Below are 21,924 nucleotides of genomic sequence, written 5' to 3'. Positions count from 1 at the left end.
TATGAAAACAATTATTTACAGTATTTTATTTTCTCTTCTTTTCGTATCTGTAAAAAGTTATGGACAATCTCCCTACCCAGCAAATACCAGCCTAGCTGATGTTATTGGGATTACCCACATGAATGGTAAATATCGTTTTGACCCTAGTAAAGATTTCATGAAAGAGGGTGTAGATGAAATTGAAGCTATGGGTACCAAAGTGATTAAACTTTTTATGGGACGCTCTACCGCAGTAGCTTACCCAAGATACTGGGGTACCAATTGGCCAAATCTTACAACTAATACTTTTACCCTTACGGATTTGGCACAAACGCCCTACTTTCAAGATGCTTTAAATAGAACCCAATTTAAAACTTATGTACTTACTACCAATGAGCTTACCAATAATGGTAATGTCACTTATTTTCAGGATGGTATAAGCCCAGAAGAAGAAACAAGACTTTATCAAGAGATTTATAACTTCACCACATACCTTTGTAATACGTTTGAAAATACGGGAAAAACTTTCATCCTATCCAATTGGGAGGGAGATGGCATGCTGGGCTTTGTTAATGAATCGCCTAACCTACCCTCTGTAACTGTACAAAACACCCGTATCAATGGTTTTATCAAATGGTTTCAAATCAGACAAAGAGCTATTACAGATGCCAGAAATGCTGCCAACAAACAAGGAGTTAGCGTTTTGGGTGCTGCAGAATTTAACCATGTAAATAAAGGACAAACCTATACTTGGCCTACCATGATAGATAGGGTTGTTCCTTATCTGAATATGGATTTATATTCCTTCTCCAATTGGAAATCTAATACACCATCAACGGTAGATGACTTTAACGATTTAATCAAATATATCACCGATAGATGCCCAAGTTCTACTCTATTTGGGAGAAATAATCTTTATCTAGGTGAAACCGGAACCTTTGAATATCTTAATGTTGTGGGTTATATAAACGGTTCTACTGCTGCAAGTGACCGTGTTTCTAGGGAAATCATGCAACGCAATACCGAAATGGCTTTGAAAGCGGGAATAAGATTTATCGTTCATTGGGCCATATTTGATAACGGTGTGCGCTCTGGTGTAACTATTACTCCAGAAGATAGAAATGCTACTGAGAGCGAAGGTATGGGTGTTGGTATTAGAAGAGCCAATGGCTCCTACTCTGGCACTTATACTTATTATAAGTCTATCATGTCTAAAACTATTGGTGAGTATCTAAATGTTTATGAGGCGGAAGCACAGGTTACTTCTAAAAGTTCTACTACTACAGAAGGTGATGTTTTATTAGGAGATGCCAGCGGTTCTTACCTCTCTAAACTGGAAGCTAATGCTACCAACAACTGGATACAATATGCCTTAAGGGTAAGCCAAACTGGCGAATGTAATGTAAAAGCCATCATAAGAAAAGGTCCTACTTATGGAAAATTCAGGTTAAGCATTGGTAGTCAAACCATCAATACAGAAATTGACTGTTATAGCCCTACGGGTTCTTTTGAATTGGTAGACCTAGGCAATTTTACCTTTGGCGCTAACCCAGCAACCTATAATTTCAGATTTAATGTAACAGATAAAAACAGTGCTGCAACAGAATACGATTTAGGTTTTGATGCTATCATTCTTAGCCCTACCAGCAAACAAGATCCTATATTGGCCAACTTTGCTAATCTAACTAAATTAGATAATGATGCTGCCTTTAACCTTATTGCACCCACAAGTAATAGCGATGGTGCATTTACTTACACCAGCAGTAATACTAATGTAGCTACTGTAAATGGTAATCAGGTTACTATAACAGGTATAGGTACTACAGAAATTACAGCTACACAAGCTGCCACAACTCAGTACAATGCCGGAGAAATAAAGCTTATACTAACTGTTAACTCTAGTGTCCCGGTTCCACCAAGACAAGTTGTATCTATTGCGAGTGGAAATTGGTTAGATGCCAATACTTGGGCTAACGGTAATATCCCTCTAGAAACAGATGAAGTAACCATTAGTAGTGGGCACACGGTAACCCAAAATGTAGAGAGCATTGGAGGAGTTAACATAGCTAAATTAAGTATAGAAGGTACTTTACAGTTTTCTGATTTAGCACAAGAACTTAAAATTAAAGGTAATTTAGCCATTGGCACTCAAGGCAGGCTAAATAGCTTTGGCTTAAGCAATAATATTGGTAAAAATGTGTTGCTAGGAGGAAATCTGGTTAATAACGGTAATGTAGATTTTTCTAAAAATCCGAGTTCTGGAAATTCATTAACCTTAAATGGTACAAGCTTACAAGAAATAAGTGGCGGTGGAAGTTTTGGAAATATACAATCTTTGGCCTTAAACAATCCAGCAGGTGCAACACTTAGCACCCCCCTGAGCATTATTAGAGCTTTGAGATTACTTGCTGGCGAACTAAATAATCAAAGCTCACTCACGCTTAACCAGTTTAGTGGTATCACAACCATTGCGGTAGAAATTACCGCCCCAGCTAAGCTTTTAGGAAATCAGGTTGTACGTGGTGGTACAGCAAATATCAACATTACTTACAGAGGAAGCGTACAGGCCATAGCGGGCTCAGAAATCCCATCAGCATTAATTAGCACCAATAACGTTACTTCTAAAACTATCAATACTTTAACTATTGATAATAGTGCCGGTTTAATCTTAAATGATGATATCATTTTAACTTCTGCAAGTATTCCATTGGTATTTACCCGAGGGATTATCAAACTTGGTCCTACCAATACCCTTACATGTAATAATCTACCAGCAGCAGGTAGCGCTACCAGCTTTATAGAAGGCGGAACGCTTATTTTAAGAGTTAGAAATGATAATACTGCTGCTGTAAACTTCCCTATAGGTTCTGGCGGACAGTACAGAAGAATCACTTTTAACGATATGAAAGCGGTAAGTGCTCCAGCAACTTTTGTAGGTTTAAACATTACTGCTGCTGAGGGCGGCACTGTGGGCACTGGCGTTACCAGCTTATCATCAAAAAGAAGATGGGTCACTAGAATTACCAGCGGACCTAATGCAACTTACAAAAATGTAAGCATTTTATATGGCACAGATGATGGTGGCAATGATATAGATGTTATTGCAAATGCTACAAGTATAGATGGTACTTATCAGGCTTTAAACGTAAATGCTCCGGCATCTTCTGTTATCAGCACATCCAACAGTAGTGATTGGACTTTAAGCACCAGCAGTATTTATTTTGCTCTAGGGAATAAAAATCTGGATGTTTTACCTGTAACATTAGCAAGCTTTGCAGCCGAGGGACTTTCTAATGGCATTAAGCTTCATTGGAGAACTTTATCAGAAACAAGCAATAAAGTTTACGTAGTACAACGCTCTCAAAATGGTCTTGATTTTAGTGATTTATTAACCATAGACGCTAAAAATGAAGCTGCCAGTTATGTAGCTTTTGATCCAAAACCATTAAATGGAATGAATTACTACCGTTTAGTACAGTATGATGTTGATGGAACTTATAAAGAACTGGCTATTACTTATGCTAACTTTATTTTACAAGCGCCTGACTTGAGAGTTTATCCTAATCCTGTAGAAAATGTTTTATCTATACAAAGCACTGAATTTGATTCGGGAATGGTTAATTTGAGAATTTTCTCTATTTCCGGAAAACAGTTATTAGCTCAAAGTATAAGTGCCGATAGCTTAATTAATGGCTATTCTCTGGATATGAGTAATGGTTTTGAGTCTGGCATCTACTTGCTAAGTATTTCAAATGGTAATATCACCAGACAAGTAAAAATCATCAAAAAATAATTCGGTTTATTTAGGTATCCTGATAGAGGGTAGGTGCTATTTGCATCTACCCTTTTCTTTTAAAAAATGAGCTCAAAAAAATTTAAATGTAATTATTACACTTTTTTTAAAATTCTCATTAGGGTAAACAGGGCTTTATTTGTTTTTATACCAAACTGATATAAACTAGATTATTACAAATTGCTATTTAATTTTAGCGCTACTCTCAAATTTAATTAAAAATAAATCATGATGATGTCATCAAGCTGTGTCATTTTAATCTAAAAGTTTTCATAGAAATCTATCAAAACTTTTATGATTACCTCCCCAAATGATATGACGGTACATCATCCATCTGTAGCTAAAAATTTTATAGCACAGTTGCTAAACATATAGCGATTGTTGATAAATCTTGATTTAAATCAAAAAAGATTAAATTTTATGGAGGAAAAAACTACTACTCAAAATTTCATTAAAGAAGAAGCTGCAGAACAAAAAATGCTTTTTTTACCATCCAATACAAAAAGGATAGTAAGTAATAATTTTTTAATTAAAGGTTTGTATGTTACGGCTTTAGGGTATTATCCAAATGCTACTTACCACAACTATCAAAGTAGAACTGGCGACCAACATTATACTTTATTATATTGTGTTAAAGGTTCTGGAGTTGTAGAATTACCTAATCGTCACATCCATCTCCAACAAGATACTTTTATTATAATCCCTAAACATAGTGTATTTCAATATTACAGCTCTATTCAAGAGCCTTGGTCTATTTACTGGATTCACTTTGATGGAGAACATGCAAATCACCTATATCAAAGATATCAAGAAAGTAATAGTATAGATTTGCCTTATAGAGAAGAGCGTATTGAGCTTTTTAACCAAATTTATGGAATGATAGAAAGTTGTGTAAATGAAAGAGAAATTGAAATCTGCCAGTTAAAAGTATTATCATATATTTCTTCTTTTATTTATTTGGAGAATATTCAAAATTCCATCAATCAAATAGATATTGTATCTAAATCTATAGCATTCATGAAAAAGAACCTAGATAAAAGATTTAATATTGAAGAGTTTTCTCAACAACATCGTCTTTCTATTTCTCATTTTTCAAGATTGTTTAGGGCTAAAACAGGAACTTCACCCAACCAATATTTCAATTTGTTAAAAGTTAAAAAATCCTGTCAGTATTTATGTTTCACAGATCGAAATATCAAAGAAATAAGTATGGAATTAGGTTTTCAAGACCCCTTTTATTTTTCAAGAATGTTTAAAAAACTAATGGGTATTTCTCCGGTAAACTATAAAACTCAACAGAGAGGGAATTAAAGAAAAATGATTAAAGCTATGAAGAATCTTATCCTATTGTTAAAATTATAGGTCAAAAAGATTCTTCTTAGGATTTATCATCTCATTTAAATGAGGTTAGTTCTTTTATAGGGATTTTAAAAAGCTTATAATTTCATTTATTTTATTTTCTGTGATGTATTTATAAAGTGCATGTCCTTTATTCGGGAGAATATTTAGTTTTGAGGATGTAGACTGCAACTCTTCCATTCTTTTGTGCAAGGCATAAGCATAATCTACATGGATGATATCATCTTTATCTCCATGATAGGTTAATAATGGGACTGCATTTTGAGGTATCAAACTAGCATCTTCTAACCCTCCCCAAAAGTTTACAACAGCTTTTAACTTTACATCTTTGGGCTTCAGCATATATGCCAGATGCAAAGCAGTCATTGCCCCGGCAGAGCCACCACAAACCACTACCTGATTTATATCTAATTGGTACTTCTTACTTTGCTTTGCTAACCATTGTAGTGCTGTGTGAGCGTCTTCAGAAGCATTACTCACTGCTTTTTGCAGTAAGGGATGGAATTTCCCTCTCTGGGGCAAACCTTTAGCCATATTAGCACCACAACTTGCACCAGAAACCTTATTATTTTTTAAGGATAAACGATAATTGATAGATGCAACAGCATAACCATTCTGTGCTATTTTAGTACAAAAATCGGTTAAAGCTTTATCCCCTCCAGAGAAGCCCCCGCCATGTATAAAAAGAAACACAGGAAGTTTATCTTTTTTACTTAACGTTTCTGGTAAATAAAGATCGAGGATTCTGTCTGAAGATGATGAATTTGTGTTTTCTGGTATTTCGCCATAACGCAAATTTTCATGAATGACTATATCGTTTATTTTCTTTTGCTCATAAACAGGAGATACATAATCCTGAGCATATAAGTTAAGTGCGAATATAGGTAATAAGGTAAATTTTAAAATAAAAGCTAATCTGATTTTCATTCTGATAAAATTAACACTATAGAGTTAAAATTCGACAGATTTTAATTAAAAGAACTATTTGCCATGTCAAAATGTATCAATCAGCATAATTTCTTGCCCTTTATGCCAATTATCTTAGTTGCCATCAAACATAAACTTATCTTAATATTTAACTTCATGCAATATTATCTTTTGAAGGATAAAAACTTCAGCAAAACCTTAATTAATAGACTAAGGATGTTAATTGGGCTAACCCAATTTGTAATACCTTTAATATTATTGTTAACCTTTAACATGAGTAATTCTTATGCTCAGAAAGAAGAGAATGATAATACTTTTAGTGATAACAGAAACAAGCCAGAAAGAGAAGAATGGTTAAGAGACTTAGGCATGGGACTATTTCTTCATTGGAGTTTTGATAGTCAGCTAGGTATTGTTATCAGCCATTCTATGGTTGGAGCTTCTCCTGATTACTTAAATAGATTCATTAACGAATTACCAAAATCATTTGATCCTTATAAATATGATGGTTATAGAATGGCAATGCAGGCAAAACTGGCTGGGGCAAAATACATTTGTATAACGGCAAAACATCATTCTGGATTTTGTATGTGGGATACCAAAACTACTTCTTTGAACATTATGAACACGGCTTACCAAAAAGATTTACTTAAAGAATATGTAGACGGAGCCCGTAAGGCAGGTTTAGCCGTTGGAATTTATTATTCGCCAGAAGATTTTAAATTTTTATATGATAATGGAATAACCATCAACCGTGGTATCCATAATCTTGGTAAAGAAAAAGAAGCTGCTTATAATGATCTTGTAAGAAAACAAACAAATGAGTTGTTTACAAATTACGGAAAAATTGATATGCTATTTATAGATGGAAATCACAAAGAGGCATGTAAAGATGAAGCATGGAAATTACAACCTGATGTTGTTATCACAAGAGGAGCTGTAAATTCTCCAGAGCAAACTATACCTGGAATAACTACAGATAAGCTTTGGGAGTCTAATTTAACAATGGGAACACAATGGCAATACAAGCCTACCAATGATGATTTAAAATCTGGAACCAGATTAATTGAAATTCTTATAGAAACACGGGCTAAAGGAGGAAATCTGTTGTTAAATGTAGGACCGAAACCTGATGGAACTATTGCAGACCCAGAAGAAAGAAGACTTACAGAAATTTCTGCTTGGCATTTCATTAATCAAGAAGCTATACATAATGTTAGGCCTTGGATTGTATCAAATGAAGAAAATATTTGGTTTACTGCTTCTAAAGATAGAAAGACTGTATATGCAATGGTAACTGGCTTGCCAGATTGGGGCAAAGGACAAAGAAAAGAGTTTATACTTTCATCTATAAAAGCCACCCCTAATACTAAAATTAGTGTATTAGGACATGCAGGTAAAGTCATAGAATATGCAAGTGGTAAAGATGCTAAATCCTATTTCACCCAAAAAGAAAATGGTCTTCAAGTTTCTGTTGTTAGTGCTCAGAGAATTTACAATAATAATAAATGGCCTAATCCTCTAACAATAAAGTTAGAAAATGTTGAGCCAGCTCTAATACCTCCTACTTTAGCAACTATGAAAGCTGAAACGAGTAATAAAGTAATCTTAAAGGGTAATTTACTAAATAAAGGAGACGCTAAAACTTTACAGGGATGCTTTGAATATAGACCTTATGCAGGTTTTGTAGAAAATTTATATTTCAAAGAATGGAAGAGAACAAATACCGTAAACCTAGATAAAATAGGTGAGTTTATACAAACCGTAGACAATTTAGAGAAAGGCAAGAGTTATGAATTTAGATTTGTAATTATAGGTCCTAACATAGCTTTTTACGGTGAAAGACAACAATTTTCTATTAAATAATAAATATAACTAATTAAACTTATCAATGCTTTACGTTTTCCCTAAAAGAGTCCCTTTTATAATATTTGGACTCCTTATTTCTATATTTCCATACCTAAAAGTTAATAGCCAAGAAACCAGAAAAGTTGAAGAACTTCTAAATGGATGGAATTTCATTAATAAAGATGTTTCTGATGGTTTCAAAAACAACTTAAATACCTCTGGATGGACAGAAGTTAAAGTCCCGCATGATTGGGCAATAGCTGGTCCATTTAGTAAAGAAAATGATCCTCAAAAAGTAAGAGTCACAGAAGATGGTGAATCAAAAGAAAAAATCAGAATAGGAAGAACAGGAGGCTTACCTTATATTGGTGTAGGCTGGTATAGAAAAGAACTAAATATATCTTTAAATGATAAAGGAAAAGCCATTTCTATTGAATTTGATGGTGCGATGAGTAATGCCAAAATTTATTTGAATGAGCGATTTGTTGGAGAGTGGCCTTATGGGTATGCATCCTTTAGTTTTGATATTAGTAAATTTATCAATTGGGGAGGTAAAAATATTCTAGCTGTAAGGCTTGAAAATTTTAAAGGTTCAGCCCGATGGTATCCTGGTGCTGGTATTTACAGACATGTACGCTTAGTTAAGAAAAATCCAATATATGTAGACCATTGGGGCACTTTTATAACAACACCCATCATAAGCGAACAAAAGGCTGTTATAAACATTCAAACTAAAATTAAAAATGATACAGGCAATCCTAAAGAAATAGAAGTTTTTCAAATAGTATATGATTCAAAAGGTTATAAAAAAGGAGAAATATCAAATTTTTATAACCTAAAAGACTCCTTAAATATTACTCATAATTTAGATGTACTGAAGCCTAAGTTATGGTCGGCTGAAAACCCTTATAATTATTCTTTAAAAACTATCATTAAAGCATCTGGTAAAGTAATTGATGAATATAAAAGCAGTTTTGGTATCAGAAAAATTGAGTTCAAACCAGATGAGGGAATGCTTGTCAATGGTATTAAAACTAAACTTAAAGGTGTATGTCTACACCATGATTTAGGTCCTCTGGGGGCTGCTTTTAATAAGGCTGCGCTTCAACATCATCTTTTATTGTTAAAAGAAATGGGATGTAACGCAATTCGTGGTACACATAACCCACATGCCCCAGAAATGCTTGAATTGTGCGATGAAATGGGATTCTATTATATAGATGAAACTTTTGATGAATGGAGAATACCAAAAGTAGAAAATGGTTACCATAAAATTTTTGATGCTTGGGCAAAAAAAGATGTAGAGGCCATGATTAAGAGAGATAGAAATCATCCTGCTTTAATCATGTATAGTATTGGTAATGAAATAAGAGAAGCTAATACTCCTGATGGTGGCAAGTTGGCTCAATATCTAGCCGATATTTGTAGAAAAACTGACCCTACGAGGCCCGTAACAGCTGGTTTTAATCATTTGGAACCTGCTATCAAGAATGGTTTAGCAGCAGCTGTAGATATACCGGGTTGGAATTATAAACCTAATTATTATGCTGATATTCATAAACGCTTTCCTAATTGGGTTATTTATGGTAGTGAAACGGCATCTACTGTAAGTTCGAGAGGTGTTTATCAGTTACCAGCAAAAATGGCTTCTATGAAAATATGGCCTGATAATCAGGCATCCTCTTATGACTTAGAATACTGTAGTTGGTCACAAATACCAGATATAGAATGGAAAAGTCAAGAAGAAAATGATTTTGTTGCAGGCGAATTCGTTTGGACAGGAGTGGATTATTTAGGTGAGCCCTCCCCTTTTAATGATAATTGGCCAAGCAGAAGTTCTTATTTTGGAATCATTGATTTGTCTGGTATACCTAAAGATCGTTACTACCTTTATAAGAGCCAATGGAGTAAAGAAAAGGTTTTACACCTACTTCCACATTGGAATTGGAAGGGTAAAGAGGGAGAGCAAATACCTGTTTTTGCTTATACCAATTATGCTGCTGCCGAGTTGTTTGTTAATGGCAAAAGCTATGGCAAAAAAACGTTTGATAAAAACAGTTTGTTAGATCGTTACAGGTTAAGATGGGAAAATGTGGTTTATGAAGCCGGCGAAATTAAAGTGGTAGCTTTTGATGAAAGCAATAAGATTAGAGAAACTAAAATCATTAAAACTGCAGGAGAACCCTTTAAAATTGTTTTAAATGCCGATAGGAACAATCTTAAAGCTGATGAAAAAGATTTAGCTTATGTAACAGTAAGTGTGGTTGATAAAGATGGAAACGTTTGTCCTTTAGCAGATAATCTTATCTCCTTTAATGTAAAAGGCAATGGTTTTTTAAGAGCTGTTGGTAATGGAAATCCTTCAACAACAGAACCTTTTCAAGCAAATTATAGAAAAGCTTTTTATGGAAAATGTATGGCTATCATTCAGAATAATGGGAAAGCGGGAAGTATAGAGATTGAAGCTACTTCTTCAAACTTAACCAGTGATAAACTTAAAATAAAAATCAAGTAGCTATTCATTAATTGAACAAAAAAAAGGAGCTGTCAAAATTGACAGCTCCTTTTTTTCATAGTAAATATTTTAAAAGTTTAATTTCCAGATATCTTTATAGTATAGGCATATTTTCCAACTGCATTTTCTGGTAAACTAACTTTTAATCCGCTCTCATCTTGTTTCCATTTTAAAGATTCTGATGAGCCTAAGAGTTTTACTTCTTTAATATCACCAAACCATATTTTCTTTGATTTCGGTAAAGATTTAATAGTTATTTCTTTTCCTGGCCACTCCATAATTATAGCATATAGATTATTTCCTTTGGTAGTAAAACGAATATCTTCCTTGGTATAATTTAAACGCTGTGCTTTATTTTGTTCACCTTTTTCTATCTTCACAGGGCCCTCACCATAAATTTCCCAAGGACGAGTACCATGAATAGCCTCACTGTTTATAGCCATCCATGAAGCCATTTCTTTTAAAAACTTCTCTGCAGTATCTGTAATCGTACCATCAGAACGCTGGGTGATATTCAACATGAGGTTACCGTTTTTACTAACAATATCTACCAGCTGCTGAATAACCTTCTTTGTAGTGGTAACGTAAGGTGTTTTTGATATAAACCAACCATCAAAAGAAGTATCTGTTTGCCATGGATATTTTCTTAAACTACCGCTTTGACCATTTTCAATATCAAACACTACAGCCTTTTGCTTTTCAGGCGCAACGCCTTTTACATTTATTACAGCCTGATTAACACCATTCCACTGGATACTTTTATTATAAAAATTTGATGCGATTTGCAACCATTCAAAAGGGATTCCGCCATCAAAATAAATCAAATCTGGTTTATAGTTGTCAATCAAATCCATAGTACGGTTGTAGAAATTTTGCTTAAATCTTTCATTTCTTGGAGCATCCGGTTCATGTGGTTCTCCATATAGATCTTGCGGGTCATATCCCTCCCACCATTTACCCTTACCATCAGCTTTAGTTAAGTTTCCATCATAAGGTACACCTTTATAAGGTCCATCAATATCTGCACCGCGACTTGCTTCAAACCAACTCCAACTGGTTTGACCATGAAAAGAAACTCCAAATTTCATCTGGTTATTTTTAGCAGCTATTTGCCAGGCTTTAACAATATCTTTTTTTGGCCCCATATTAACTGCATTCCAAGGTTGATATTTAGAATTCCACATATCAAAATTGTCATGATGCTGCCCCATAGACATGAAATACCTAGCTCCTGCCTGATGATAAAGCTTCATCAGCTCTTCTGGGTTAAATTTCTCTGCTTTAAATAGGGGAATTAAATCTTTATAGCCAAATTGAGATGGATGTCCATAAGTTGCTAAATGGTGAGCATAAGCCTTAATACCTCCATTTTTTCTCCAAGCACTAGTGTCTGTTTGTGGTTTGTAAAGAAAACGGGCATACCAGTCGCCAAATTCTGCTACCGATTGTGGCCCCCAATGCGCCCATATCCCAAATTTAGCATCCCTAAACCACTGTGGACAATCATATTGTTTTAATGATTCCCAATTAGGCTCAAAAACTTGAAGTTCTGGTGATTTAGATTTTTTACTTTGATTTTGACTATAAATAGGCTTAAGCTCAAAAAGAATAAAAAAACCTAAAATGATATATTTTTTCATAAGACAATTGTTAGACTTAGTTAAGTAACCCATCAATTTTAATAGCATAAGCAATAACATTAGGTTTTTGAACCGGTAATGATATCTCTAATCCTGCCGCTGTTAATTTGTATTTCAAATTCTCCTGAGACCCCAATAACGATACTTTAAATTTATCTTTTATTAGTTTATCAGAAATCGATGAAATAATAATTTTGTGATCTTCTGGCCATGCCATTCCTATAGCATAAAGTACATTTTTGTTTCTAGTGAATCTAAAATCAGCAGGTGTATAAGGTGCTTTACGGTATAAAGGCATATTTCCTTTAGAATTGTTGGGGGTCTTATCTGCTATCGACGGTCCTTCTCCGTAAACTGTCCATGGTCTGGTGTTGTATATCGCTTCACCATTTATAGCTAACCACTCTCCAATACCTTTTAGAATTTCTTTTTCGTCTTCATCTATGGTGCCATCGGCTCTGATGGGTACACTTAATAATAGATTTCCATTTTTACTTACTACGTCTGCTAAAGCATGAATTACACTTTTAGCATCTTTATATTTAACATCTTTTTTATAATGCCAACTTCCTATGCAAGCATCAGACTGCCATGGTACAGCAGTAATATTTCTTTCTGTACCTACCTCTAAATCATTTATTAAGCATTTCTTTTCTTCTTCTGTTAATGATTTTGTATTGATAACAGCTTCATTTTTACCATTTCTTTTGATATTTCCATTATAAATATCTGCCGCTAAATGTAAACCATAAGTCGGACTCTCATGATTTAATGGTAAATGAGAATCATCAAAATATACCAAATCTGGCTGATGTTGCTGAACAACATCTCTAACCCTGTTGTAAAACTTCAATAAATATTCTTTAGACGGAGCATCACCTGGATTTGACCAAGCCAAGCGTCTGTTTAAAACATCAGGACTTATTTTATGACGATATTGTGCATATAAATCCTGAGGATCGTAGCCTTCCCACCATTTTCCTTTACCATCCGCTTTTGTTAAATTACCATCGTAAGTGATCCCTGCTTTAGGGCCTGATTTATCACTTAATTGCGCTACTTCATACCAAGACCATGCGCTACTTGCATGTATAGATACACCAAAACGTAAACCCACTTTTTTTGTAGCATTATCCCAATCTTGTATGATATTTCTTTTGGGGCCCATATTTAAAACATTCCAAGGTTGATATTTTGAATTCCACAAATCGAAATTATCATGATGATTTGCCATTGCTACAAAATACTTAGCCCCAGCATTTTTATAAAGAGTTAAGAGCTCTTGCGGGTTAAATTTATTTGCTTTCCATTGGTTGATAACATCTTTAAAACCAAATTCAGATGGATGCCCATATTTTTCATTATGAATTTTATTTTGTTGATGCCCTTCTATATATAAATTTCTACCGTACCAATCGCCCGCCTCAGGCTCACATTGTGGGCCCCAATGTGCCCATATACCAAATTTTGCATCTCTAAACCATTCTGGTGTTTGGTAACTTTTTAGAGATTCCCAACTTGGTTTAAAAGGTCCTTGATTTATTTCTAATTCCTGAGATTGAATATCTGAGACAATACTCATCAGCATCAATAAAAACAGTTTAGTTAAATAAGATTTATTCTTCATATCATTTATATTTAATTTTTGGAGGTACTTAATCCATCTATCTTAAGCGTGTAAGCCGTTGACATTAATTTATTGTTAGGCAATGTAACTTCAAGACCTTTTGAAGTTTGTTGGAAGGTTAATTTATCTTGAGCACCTAACAGGCTAACTTGTGTTATTTTTTGATTCTTTTTGTTATTACTTAACTTTAAAGACTCAATACAAATTTTATTAGTTTCAGGCCATGCTAACCCTATTGCATATAAACTATTATTTTTTGTTGTAAATCTAAAATCACTAGGTAGGTAAGGATTACTATTTTTTCTGAATAAAGGCTGATCTCCTTTAGAGTTACTTTCTGTAGAAGAGGTTGTTGAAGGACCTTCTCCGAATATTGTCCAAGGACGGGTTCCATAAATAGCTTCGCCATTTATAGCTAACCACTTACCAATTTCATTAAGAACCTTTTTTTCTGCATCATCAATTGTACCATCTGCCCTAATAGGTATACTTAACAGCAGGTTTCCATTTTTGCTAACTACATCTACCAAGGCTTCAATAACAGCCTTAGAAGATTTATACTGCTTTAGATTGCTATTGTAGTGCCAACTACCAATACAAGCGTCTGATTGCCATGGGATGGGGTTAATTGTTCGCTCGGTACCTACTTCCAAATCATTAGTGAGCGCTAACTGTTCTGTATCTGTAAGGGCCTTTGTATTTACAATAGCTTGATTATTTCCCTTGTTTCGCAGGATACTCTGATTATAAATGTTTGCAACCAGATTTAAACCATAGGCGTCTCTTCCATCTTTCATGCCTAAAGGAAGTTTGTAGTCATCAAAGTATACTAAATCTGGCTGGTATTTGTTAACTACATCCAAAACTCTATTATAAAATTTTTGGTTGTAAGCTGGTGTAGCTTTCTCACCTGGATTTTGCCCTTGAAGTTTTCTATTTTCAGAAACCGGGCTAGGTTTATGATTTTGTTCATACAAGTCTTGTGGATCGTAGCCCTCCCACCATAAACCCTTTCCGTCTGCCGCCGTAAGCTTACCATCATACGGAATACCTGCCATAGGGCCTGTTTTATCACTTGATTGTGCAACTTCATACCAAGACCAGGCACTTCTTGCATGTATAGAAACACCAAAATGGAGATCATTCTTTTTTGCAGCAAGAGCCCATTTTCCAACAATATCCTGTTTAGGCCCCATATTTACCGAGTTCCATGGTTGGTACTTAGAATTCCATAAGTCAAAATTATCATGGTGTACAGCCATACCTACAAAGTATTTGGCTCCGGCAGATTTATAAAGTGCCACCAGCTCTTCTGGATTAAAATTTTGAGCTTTCCATAAATTGATGACATCTTTAAACCCAAATTTTGAGGGATGTCCATATTTTTCGATGTGTGTATTGTATTGCTTGTGTCCTTGTATATACATATTCCTAGCATACCAATCACCTGCTTCTGGCTGGCATTGTGGCCCCCAATGCGCCCATATTCCAAACTTGGCATCCCTAAACCAATCTGGCGTTTTATAATTTTTTAAAGACTCCCAAGTTGGCTTAAAGGGCCCTTGAGTGAGTTCTAAGGATTGAGAAAAGATGGTTTTAGTTGTTCCTACCAAGATAAAAGTAGCCACAAGAAACCATTTACCTGGCTTATTATTCTTAAACATAATTAATATAGGTTATTAAAGGTTTTTGTGCTAAAGTCTTCATATTAATGATAGAATAGACATGTGTAATACTTCAAAAAAACATGCTTAATATTACTTTAGTATACTGATAAAAAAATAAGTTAAGTACAATTGACATCTTAAATAGCCAATATTTAATACCTTACTTAACAATTGACCACTTTATTTGAAATATTTGTAAGGGATATTCTTAAAATAAATAATTAACTTGAAAGTCTTAAAAAAGCCAAATAAACTAAAATTTAGCCTTATCATTTTGAAGATGTTGTAGATGGCTATTTTAATGTTTAAATTATTTAAACCAATAATATTAGATTCTTGAAAATAAAATTACTCGGTATTTTAGCCCTAATATTTCTTAGTCTACATGGGGAAAACCATGCGCAAACCAAAAAAATTTCATTTAAGCATTATACTATCAATGAAGGTCTCTCTCAAAATACTGTATTATGCATTTTGGTAGATCATTATGGATTTATCTGGATAGGTACAGAAGATGGCTTAAATAAGTTTGATGGTTATGAGTTTACGATATATAGACATGATAACAAAAACAAGAAATCAATAAGCAATAACCAGATTAATGCCTTACATGAAGATAAAGAGGGTAATATTTGGATTGGTACAGCCAAAGGACTCAATGTATTTGACAGAAAGAAAGAAATTTTCAAAAAAGTTGTGAATAAATCAGCTATCATTGATGGCTCTGGCGAATATATTACTTCATTTGAAGAAGCTAAAAATGGAGATATATGGATAGGAAGTTTAGGCGATTTTAAGAGATACGATAAAAAAACCAAAAAAGTAACGGTTTATAAACTTCCCCCTACAAAAGAAAAAGATCAGAATAGAATACATCATATTTATTTAGATGAAAAAAGTTTATTATGGCTTAGTAAAGGCAAAGGACTTAAAGTTTTCAATCCTAAAACTAATACCTTACAACACCCCTCACCTATTTTAAGAGACCATAAAATACTACAAAAATCTTTTATCAGAACTATTCAAAAAGATGATCATGGTAATGTATGGATTGGTACCGAGTTTTATGGTGTATTTGTTTATAATAAAAAAAGAAATTCATTAAGAAATTTATCTCAATTAGCCACAAAAAACGGTTTACCTATTAATGCAGTTAGAGAAATCTTCATTAAAAATAAAGACGAGGTTTGGCTTGGTACCCGAGAAGGATTAGTAGTGTATCATATTAAACAAAATAAATTCACCAATTATGTAAATGATAAATATGATTTAACTTCTATTTCTCACAATATCATTAGATGTATTACTAAAGATAAAGCCAATAATTATTGGATAGGAACCTATTCTGGTGGTCTTAATATGGTTTCTGAAAACAATAATTTTTTCTCTTTAATTACTGAGAATTTTGGTAACAAACAGGGCTTAAGCTCAAAAGTAGTAAATGCTATTTGTTATGATAAAGATGGAAAACTATGGGTAGGAACAGAAAGTAGAGGGCTAAATTTGATAAGTAATAATTTATCATCATTTAAAACTTTTCTATTTACCAATTATAATCCTAATACTTCTAATACTGTAAAAGCTATCATGAGTGATAATCATCAATTATGGATTGGCACTTTAAGTAGCTTATGGCGTATGGATACGGCTAAAGAAACCTTTAAGGAATACAAAATCCCTGAAAATAATGGTGTTTATACTTTAGAAAAAACAAATAAAGGTATATGGGTGGGTACAAATGGTTCTGGTATACTGCTGCTGCAAGATAATGGAGAAATAAAGCAATTTAAGTATAATGAAAAGCAAGAGGGATTAGTTAGTAACCATATTACCAAAATCTATAAGGATAAAAAAGAAAATCTATGGATTGCTACTCCAGGAGGGTTGAGCTTTTTTAATGGCACTAGATTTTATAATTACAGACACCTTCCAGAAAATGAATATAGCTTAAGTAACAGCAGCGTTCAATCTATTTTTATTGATTCTAAAGATAGAATTTGGATAGGAACAAGAGGAGGAGGTTTAAACTTTTTTGATGCTAGACTAAAGAAATTTTATGCCTTAACTACTCAACATGGCTTGGCAAATGATGTTATTCAGGATATTAAAGAGGATAAAAATGGTAATTTATGGTTAAGCTCTAACAAAGGGCTTTCAAAACTTAGCTTCCATAAATTCAAAGCTCCTTTTAATGAAAAAGATTATAAAATCATAAACTATTATTTTGAAGATGGATTACAAAGTAATCAATTTATAACAGGTTCTAGTACAATTAACCAAGAAGGAAAGCTATTTTTTGGAGGTATTAATGGGATTAGTTACTTTGATCCTGAACAAATAACCATTAATAAATTTAAAGCACCCGTAGTACTTACTGAGTTTCAAATTAGAAATAAAAAGATTTATGTTGAAGAAGAAAACTCACCTTTAACCGCTGCCATAAATGAGGTGGATAAAATTGTCTTAAGCAACAATCAAGCTTTTTTTAGTGTAAAATTTTCAGCATTAAATTATATCAATCCTACCAAAAACCAATATCAATATAAACTAGATGGTTTGGGTAATGAAGATTGGCATATAGTTAATAATCAAAGGGTTGCCACATACACTAATTTAGATGCTGGAACATACTATTTAAATATTAAAGCAGCCAACAATGATGGTTTATGGAACGAACAGGCCAAGGTACTTAAAATTATAGTTCTACCACCTTGGTGGAAAAGCTGGTGGGCTTACCTGTTATACGCAAGCATCATTGCTACACTACTTTATTTGTATTATTTCTATTCTCTTAAAACGGCAAAGCTTAAAAATGATTTATACTATGAACATTTAATTAGAGAAAAAGACCAAGAACTATACCAACAAAAGTTGAATTTCTTCACCAATATATCTCATGAGATAAAAACACCTATCACACTAATTCTAGCTCCTTTAGAGAAACTTATTGAAGCTAATACAGCTAACAATAAGATAAATAATCAGTTAATGATGATGAAAAGAAATGGGGAAAGGCTGATGAGACTGATTAACCAGCTTTTAGACTTTAGGAAATTTGAGAGTGGAAACATGAAGCTACAAGTAGCAGAAGGCAATATTATCAGATTTTTGAAAGAGATTACCTACTCTTTTCAAAGCTATGCTAAACATTTAGGCATCAATCTTAAAATCGAATCTGATGAGAGCAGTATTAAATTATGGTTTGACAGGGATAAGTTTGAGAAGATATTTTATAATCTCATTTCAAATGCCCTTAAATTCAATAAAAAGGGTGGAGAAGTTATAATTAGAGTTAAAACAAAAGAGAACCAACAGGTTTTAATTGAAGTAGTAGATAATGGTATTGGTATAGCAGAAACAAATATCAAGCATATATTTGATCAATTTATCAACTTTAATGGTAATGGCGAACACAAACCTGGACATGGAATTGGTCTTAGTTTTACAAAAATTTTAGTTGAGTTACATAAAGGAACAATTAGCGTAGCAAGTAAAGAGGCGCATGAAAATGAAAACGGTTTTACCACTTTTACCATTACATTGCCATTAGGTAACCAACATTTTAAACCCGAAGAAATTATTAGTAACTATAAAAATAGTGAGGATATTCAGCTTTATTATCAATTAGAAGCTAGCACTGATTCTATTGAAATTAACCAAGAAAAGTATAACCATATCCTTGAAGATTATAAAGGTGAAAAGCCCATTTTGCTAATTGTGGAAGATAATAAAGATGTTTTATCCTTTCTGGTTAATCATTTTGAAGAAAAATTTCATATACATACAGCAAGAAATGGTAAAGAAGGAATTAATAAAGCTTTAGAACTATTACCAGATATCATTATTAGTGATGTCATGATGCCAGAAACTAGCGGTACTACTTTATGTAGCACTTTAAAAAAAGATCATAGGACGAGCCATATCCCTATCATCTTATTAACAGCCCGCACTCCTATCATTTATAAAATTGAAGGATTAGAAACTGGAGCTGATGATTATTTAACCAAGCCATTCAGCATTAAAATATTAGAGACCAGGGTATGGAATTTACTTGAAATACGCCAGAAACTAAGAGATCGCTATAAAAAAGAAGTTACCTTACAACCTTTAAATATTGCCGTTTCATCTACTGATGAAGTTCTGTTAGAAAAAATCATGAAATTCATAGAGACCCACATTTCAGATCCAAAACTTAGTGTAGAAGATTTATGTAAAGAGGTTTTTATGAGTAGAGTAACTTTATATAGAAAAATTAAAGCACTTACCAATCAAACTCCAGTAGAGTTTATACGAGGTGTAAGATTAAAAAGAGCTGCACAACTTCTTGCTACAAAAAAGCACCATATAAGCGAAGTTGCTTATATGGTAGGCTTTTTAGATTTAAATTATTTTAGAAGATGCTTTAAAGAAGAGTTTGGTAAAACTCCAAAAGAGTTTGCCGAAACCAACTCTTAGGTAATTTTAGTGGCAGTAAAATAATTATTGATTTTTGATGTACTCAAAACGGAAAGCATCTGCAACTGTGTACTTATCTTTATCACCAATAATAGTTACACCATGTTTATTACCTTTTTCAAAAGAATAACTTCCAATTTTAATCCATTCTCCGCCAAAGTTCTTTTGATTGATGGTGGCAAATTTTAGACCTGATGAGGTGTGAATTTCTAATGGCACCTCAGTTTCATTTTCCTGATTAGCAGGAGACCAATAGTAAAGATTATACTGCCCTGACTTAAATAAATATGGCTTAAAAGTAAACGTACCACTTTTACCTTTTTGCTTACTTCTAAAATTCATTTCATAACGTCCCTTTAATTTTGTTTCTTCTTCTTTCCAATCTCCGGTAAAAGAAATAAATCCCTTCATATTATTATCAATAACAATATCATCTACTTTATTCCATAATCCATAAGGATTATTTTTTAAAGAAAGTATTTGATTTTCTGCCTTTAATTTTTGCTGAAGCGAAAATATATCAATTTGCTGTACTGCTCTATTTGTTTTAATAGCTAAGGCTGCAGCTAAACCCGCTGCCTGGCCCATAATCATATATTGAGGTTCCATTCTGATTGAGGAAATAGCCAAATGGCTTCCAGAAACACAAACAGAAACCAATAAATTTTTACACTCCTCATATTTAGGCACCAGTGCTCTATAAGGGATTTCATACTGTGCTACAGGAATAGATAAATATCCTTCATTATAAACTTCATATTTAATATCAGGAAAACGGCTAATACCAATAAAACTCCTCTGCATTTCTCTAACATCCATATTATAAGATCCCATTCCTATAGCATCATACTTTATCGTATCTTTCAAGAGATCATGTTCAGTCATAAAATATTCCCCTTTCATTCTTCTAGCTTCCCTAACATAAAGCTGATGAGGAAAATTGGCATTGTTGATATATTCATCTTTACAAAGACCAAATGTTTTCATCTTGTTCCTTACATGTTCTGGGACTGAGCTATCATGAGCCAAAAAATAAGTAAGACCTAAGGTATAATCTTTGTGCCATTGCCAAATACTATCACGTAGTTCATAATCTGCATCAGGATAACGCCAACTAGAGCCGTCTAATAAGTTTGTTGAAATACCTACAGCAGAATTAATATCAGCTTTTTGATGAGGTAGTGTTGGAATAAAATTAATTAAGGGCCCGGCCTCAGGCTTTTCTTGATAATATCTTTTTATAAGTTCAAAATTTTCTGGATTATAATGATTTGGTTTTGGCCACGGTATCATATTCTCCAAATTATTTGTCGCAATCATTCTAAAGCAGTAAGACTGTATACCCTTATCTGCCTCCCCAATTTCTACCATGGGTTCTTTTTTTATCAAAGGAAGAATCAATTTCTGTTTTTCATCAATAAATGGACTTAACTTAACATCTATCTGATGGCTTGTAAAGGTAATGGGTTGCCTGCCTGCCCATGTTTCATTATAATCCTTCTTTCCTTCTCTTCCAAAAGTATAGGAAACTTTCGCTTTGGCCATTAAATCTCCTTCATAACTAGCATCTATAAAAGCTTTTGCTTGTATTCTTGTACCATCTTTGAAAGTTAAAGCAGAAATCACACCTGATTCTTTTTCAACCTGAATCACTCTTTTCCCATAAAGAACATTTACTTTATACTGGATAAGCCATTCTTTTAATAGTTGTTCTCCCACTTTAGGTTCGGGTCCACGCCAATAGAATATAGGAACTTTGTAATAATCCGCAACTTTTTGATAAAACTCTGCTGCTAAACCTCCAATAACTGTTCTATCTCCATAATCTGTATGAGATAATCCACCAGTAAGCATACCACCAATATGATTTCCAGGCTCTACTAAAGTTACTTTTACCCCTTCTTTAGCAGCTGCAATAGCCGCCATAACACCTGAAGCAGTTGCTCCATAAATAACAACATCTGTTTTTTGAGCATTTGCTTGATTGATACTATATAATAACAGTATCATGATAATATGAACCCTCATTTTGATAAATTTGATTGAGAAATAAAGGCTATTCTGAGACGAGTAATAGCTTAAGATAAGTATTGATATAAAAAGCCTGCACTCTA

General features: G+C 33.5%; 10 protein-coding genes. 5 read left to right on the top strand and 5 right to left on the bottom strand.

Annotation, left to right across the window (positions count from 1 at the left end; genetic code table 11):
* The first annotated feature begins 1 nt into the window (after position 1).
* Together B2745_RS06470 and B2745_RS06465 are read left to right on the top strand one after the other, a co-directional pair.
* On the top strand, positions 2-3,772 hold the full coding sequence (locus B2745_RS06470) for a T9SS type A sorting domain-containing protein (protein WP_304064434.1): 3,771 nt from the start codon (positions 2-4) through the stop codon (positions 3,770-3,772).
* 420 nt (positions 3,773-4,192) lie between these two features.
* Entirely contained in the window at positions 4,193-5,083 is an 891-nt protein-coding gene (locus B2745_RS06465) for an AraC family transcriptional regulator (RefSeq protein ID WP_304064433.1), read from the top strand.
* A 105-nt stretch (positions 5,084-5,188) separates the two neighbouring features.
* Here B2745_RS06465 and B2745_RS06460 read toward each other — a convergent pair whose 3' ends face one another.
* The gene (locus B2745_RS06460; protein ID WP_304064431.1) at positions 5,189-6,058 is read right to left on the bottom strand and encodes an alpha/beta hydrolase; all 870 of its coding nucleotides are present in this window, start codon (positions 6,056-6,058) and stop codon (positions 5,189-5,191) included.
* Between the two features lie 273 nt (positions 6,059-6,331).
* Between B2745_RS06460 and B2745_RS06455 the strand changes: the two genes are divergently transcribed.
* Together B2745_RS06455 and galB are read left to right on the top strand one after the other, a co-directional pair.
* The gene (locus tag B2745_RS06455) at positions 6,332-7,924 is read left to right on the top strand and encodes an alpha-L-fucosidase (protein ID WP_304064429.1); all 1,593 of its coding nucleotides are present in this window, start codon (positions 6,332-6,334) and stop codon (positions 7,922-7,924) included.
* A 25-nt stretch (positions 7,925-7,949) separates the two neighbouring features.
* Positions 7,950-10,421: a beta-galactosidase GalB gene (gene galB, locus B2745_RS06450; protein ID WP_304064427.1), complete on the top strand. Its 2,472-nt coding sequence runs from the start codon at positions 7,950-7,952 to the stop codon at positions 10,419-10,421.
* 77 nt (positions 10,422-10,498) lie between these two features.
* Here the strand turns inward: galB and B2745_RS06445 are convergent, their stop codons facing one another.
* Genes B2745_RS06445 through B2745_RS06435 form a run of 3 tightly spaced genes read right to left on the bottom strand, consistent with a single transcriptional unit; the run spans position 10,499 to position 15,352 of the window.
* A complete protein-coding gene (locus B2745_RS06445; protein WP_304064425.1) occupies positions 10,499-12,061 on the bottom strand; it encodes an alpha-L-fucosidase in 1,563 nt (520 codons plus the stop codon).
* A gap of 16 nt (positions 12,062-12,077) precedes the next feature.
* Complete coding sequence (locus B2745_RS06440) at positions 12,078-13,688, bottom strand: alpha-L-fucosidase (RefSeq protein ID WP_304064424.1); 1,611 nt, start codon at positions 13,686-13,688, stop codon at positions 12,078-12,080.
* An 11-nt stretch (positions 13,689-13,699) separates the two neighbouring features.
* Complete coding sequence (locus B2745_RS06435) at positions 13,700-15,352, bottom strand: alpha-L-fucosidase (protein WP_304064423.1); 1,653 nt, start codon at positions 15,350-15,352, stop codon at positions 13,700-13,702.
* 339 nt (positions 15,353-15,691) lie between these two features.
* On the opposite strand from B2745_RS06435, the gene B2745_RS06430 reads away from it, so the two are divergent.
* The gene (locus tag B2745_RS06430; protein WP_304064422.1) at positions 15,692-19,810 is read left to right on the top strand and encodes a hybrid sensor histidine kinase/response regulator transcription factor; all 4,119 of its coding nucleotides are present in this window, start codon (positions 15,692-15,694) and stop codon (positions 19,808-19,810) included.
* Between the two features lie 24 nt (positions 19,811-19,834).
* On the opposite strand, the gene B2745_RS06425 is transcribed toward B2745_RS06430, so the two are convergent.
* Positions 19,835-21,820: an FAD-dependent oxidoreductase gene (locus B2745_RS06425; RefSeq protein WP_304064421.1), complete on the bottom strand. Its 1,986-nt coding sequence runs from the start codon at positions 21,818-21,820 to the stop codon at positions 19,835-19,837.
* Positions 21,821-21,924 lie beyond the last annotated feature (104 nt).

This window comes from Pedobacter glucosidilyticus (assembly GCF_002483235.1).
GTDB lineage: Bacteria > Bacteroidota > Bacteroidia > Sphingobacteriales > Sphingobacteriaceae > Pseudopedobacter > Pseudopedobacter glucosidilyticum_B.
The sequence above is the reverse complement of the archived record's forward strand: the minus strand, read 5'-3'. Positions and strand labels throughout refer to the sequence as shown.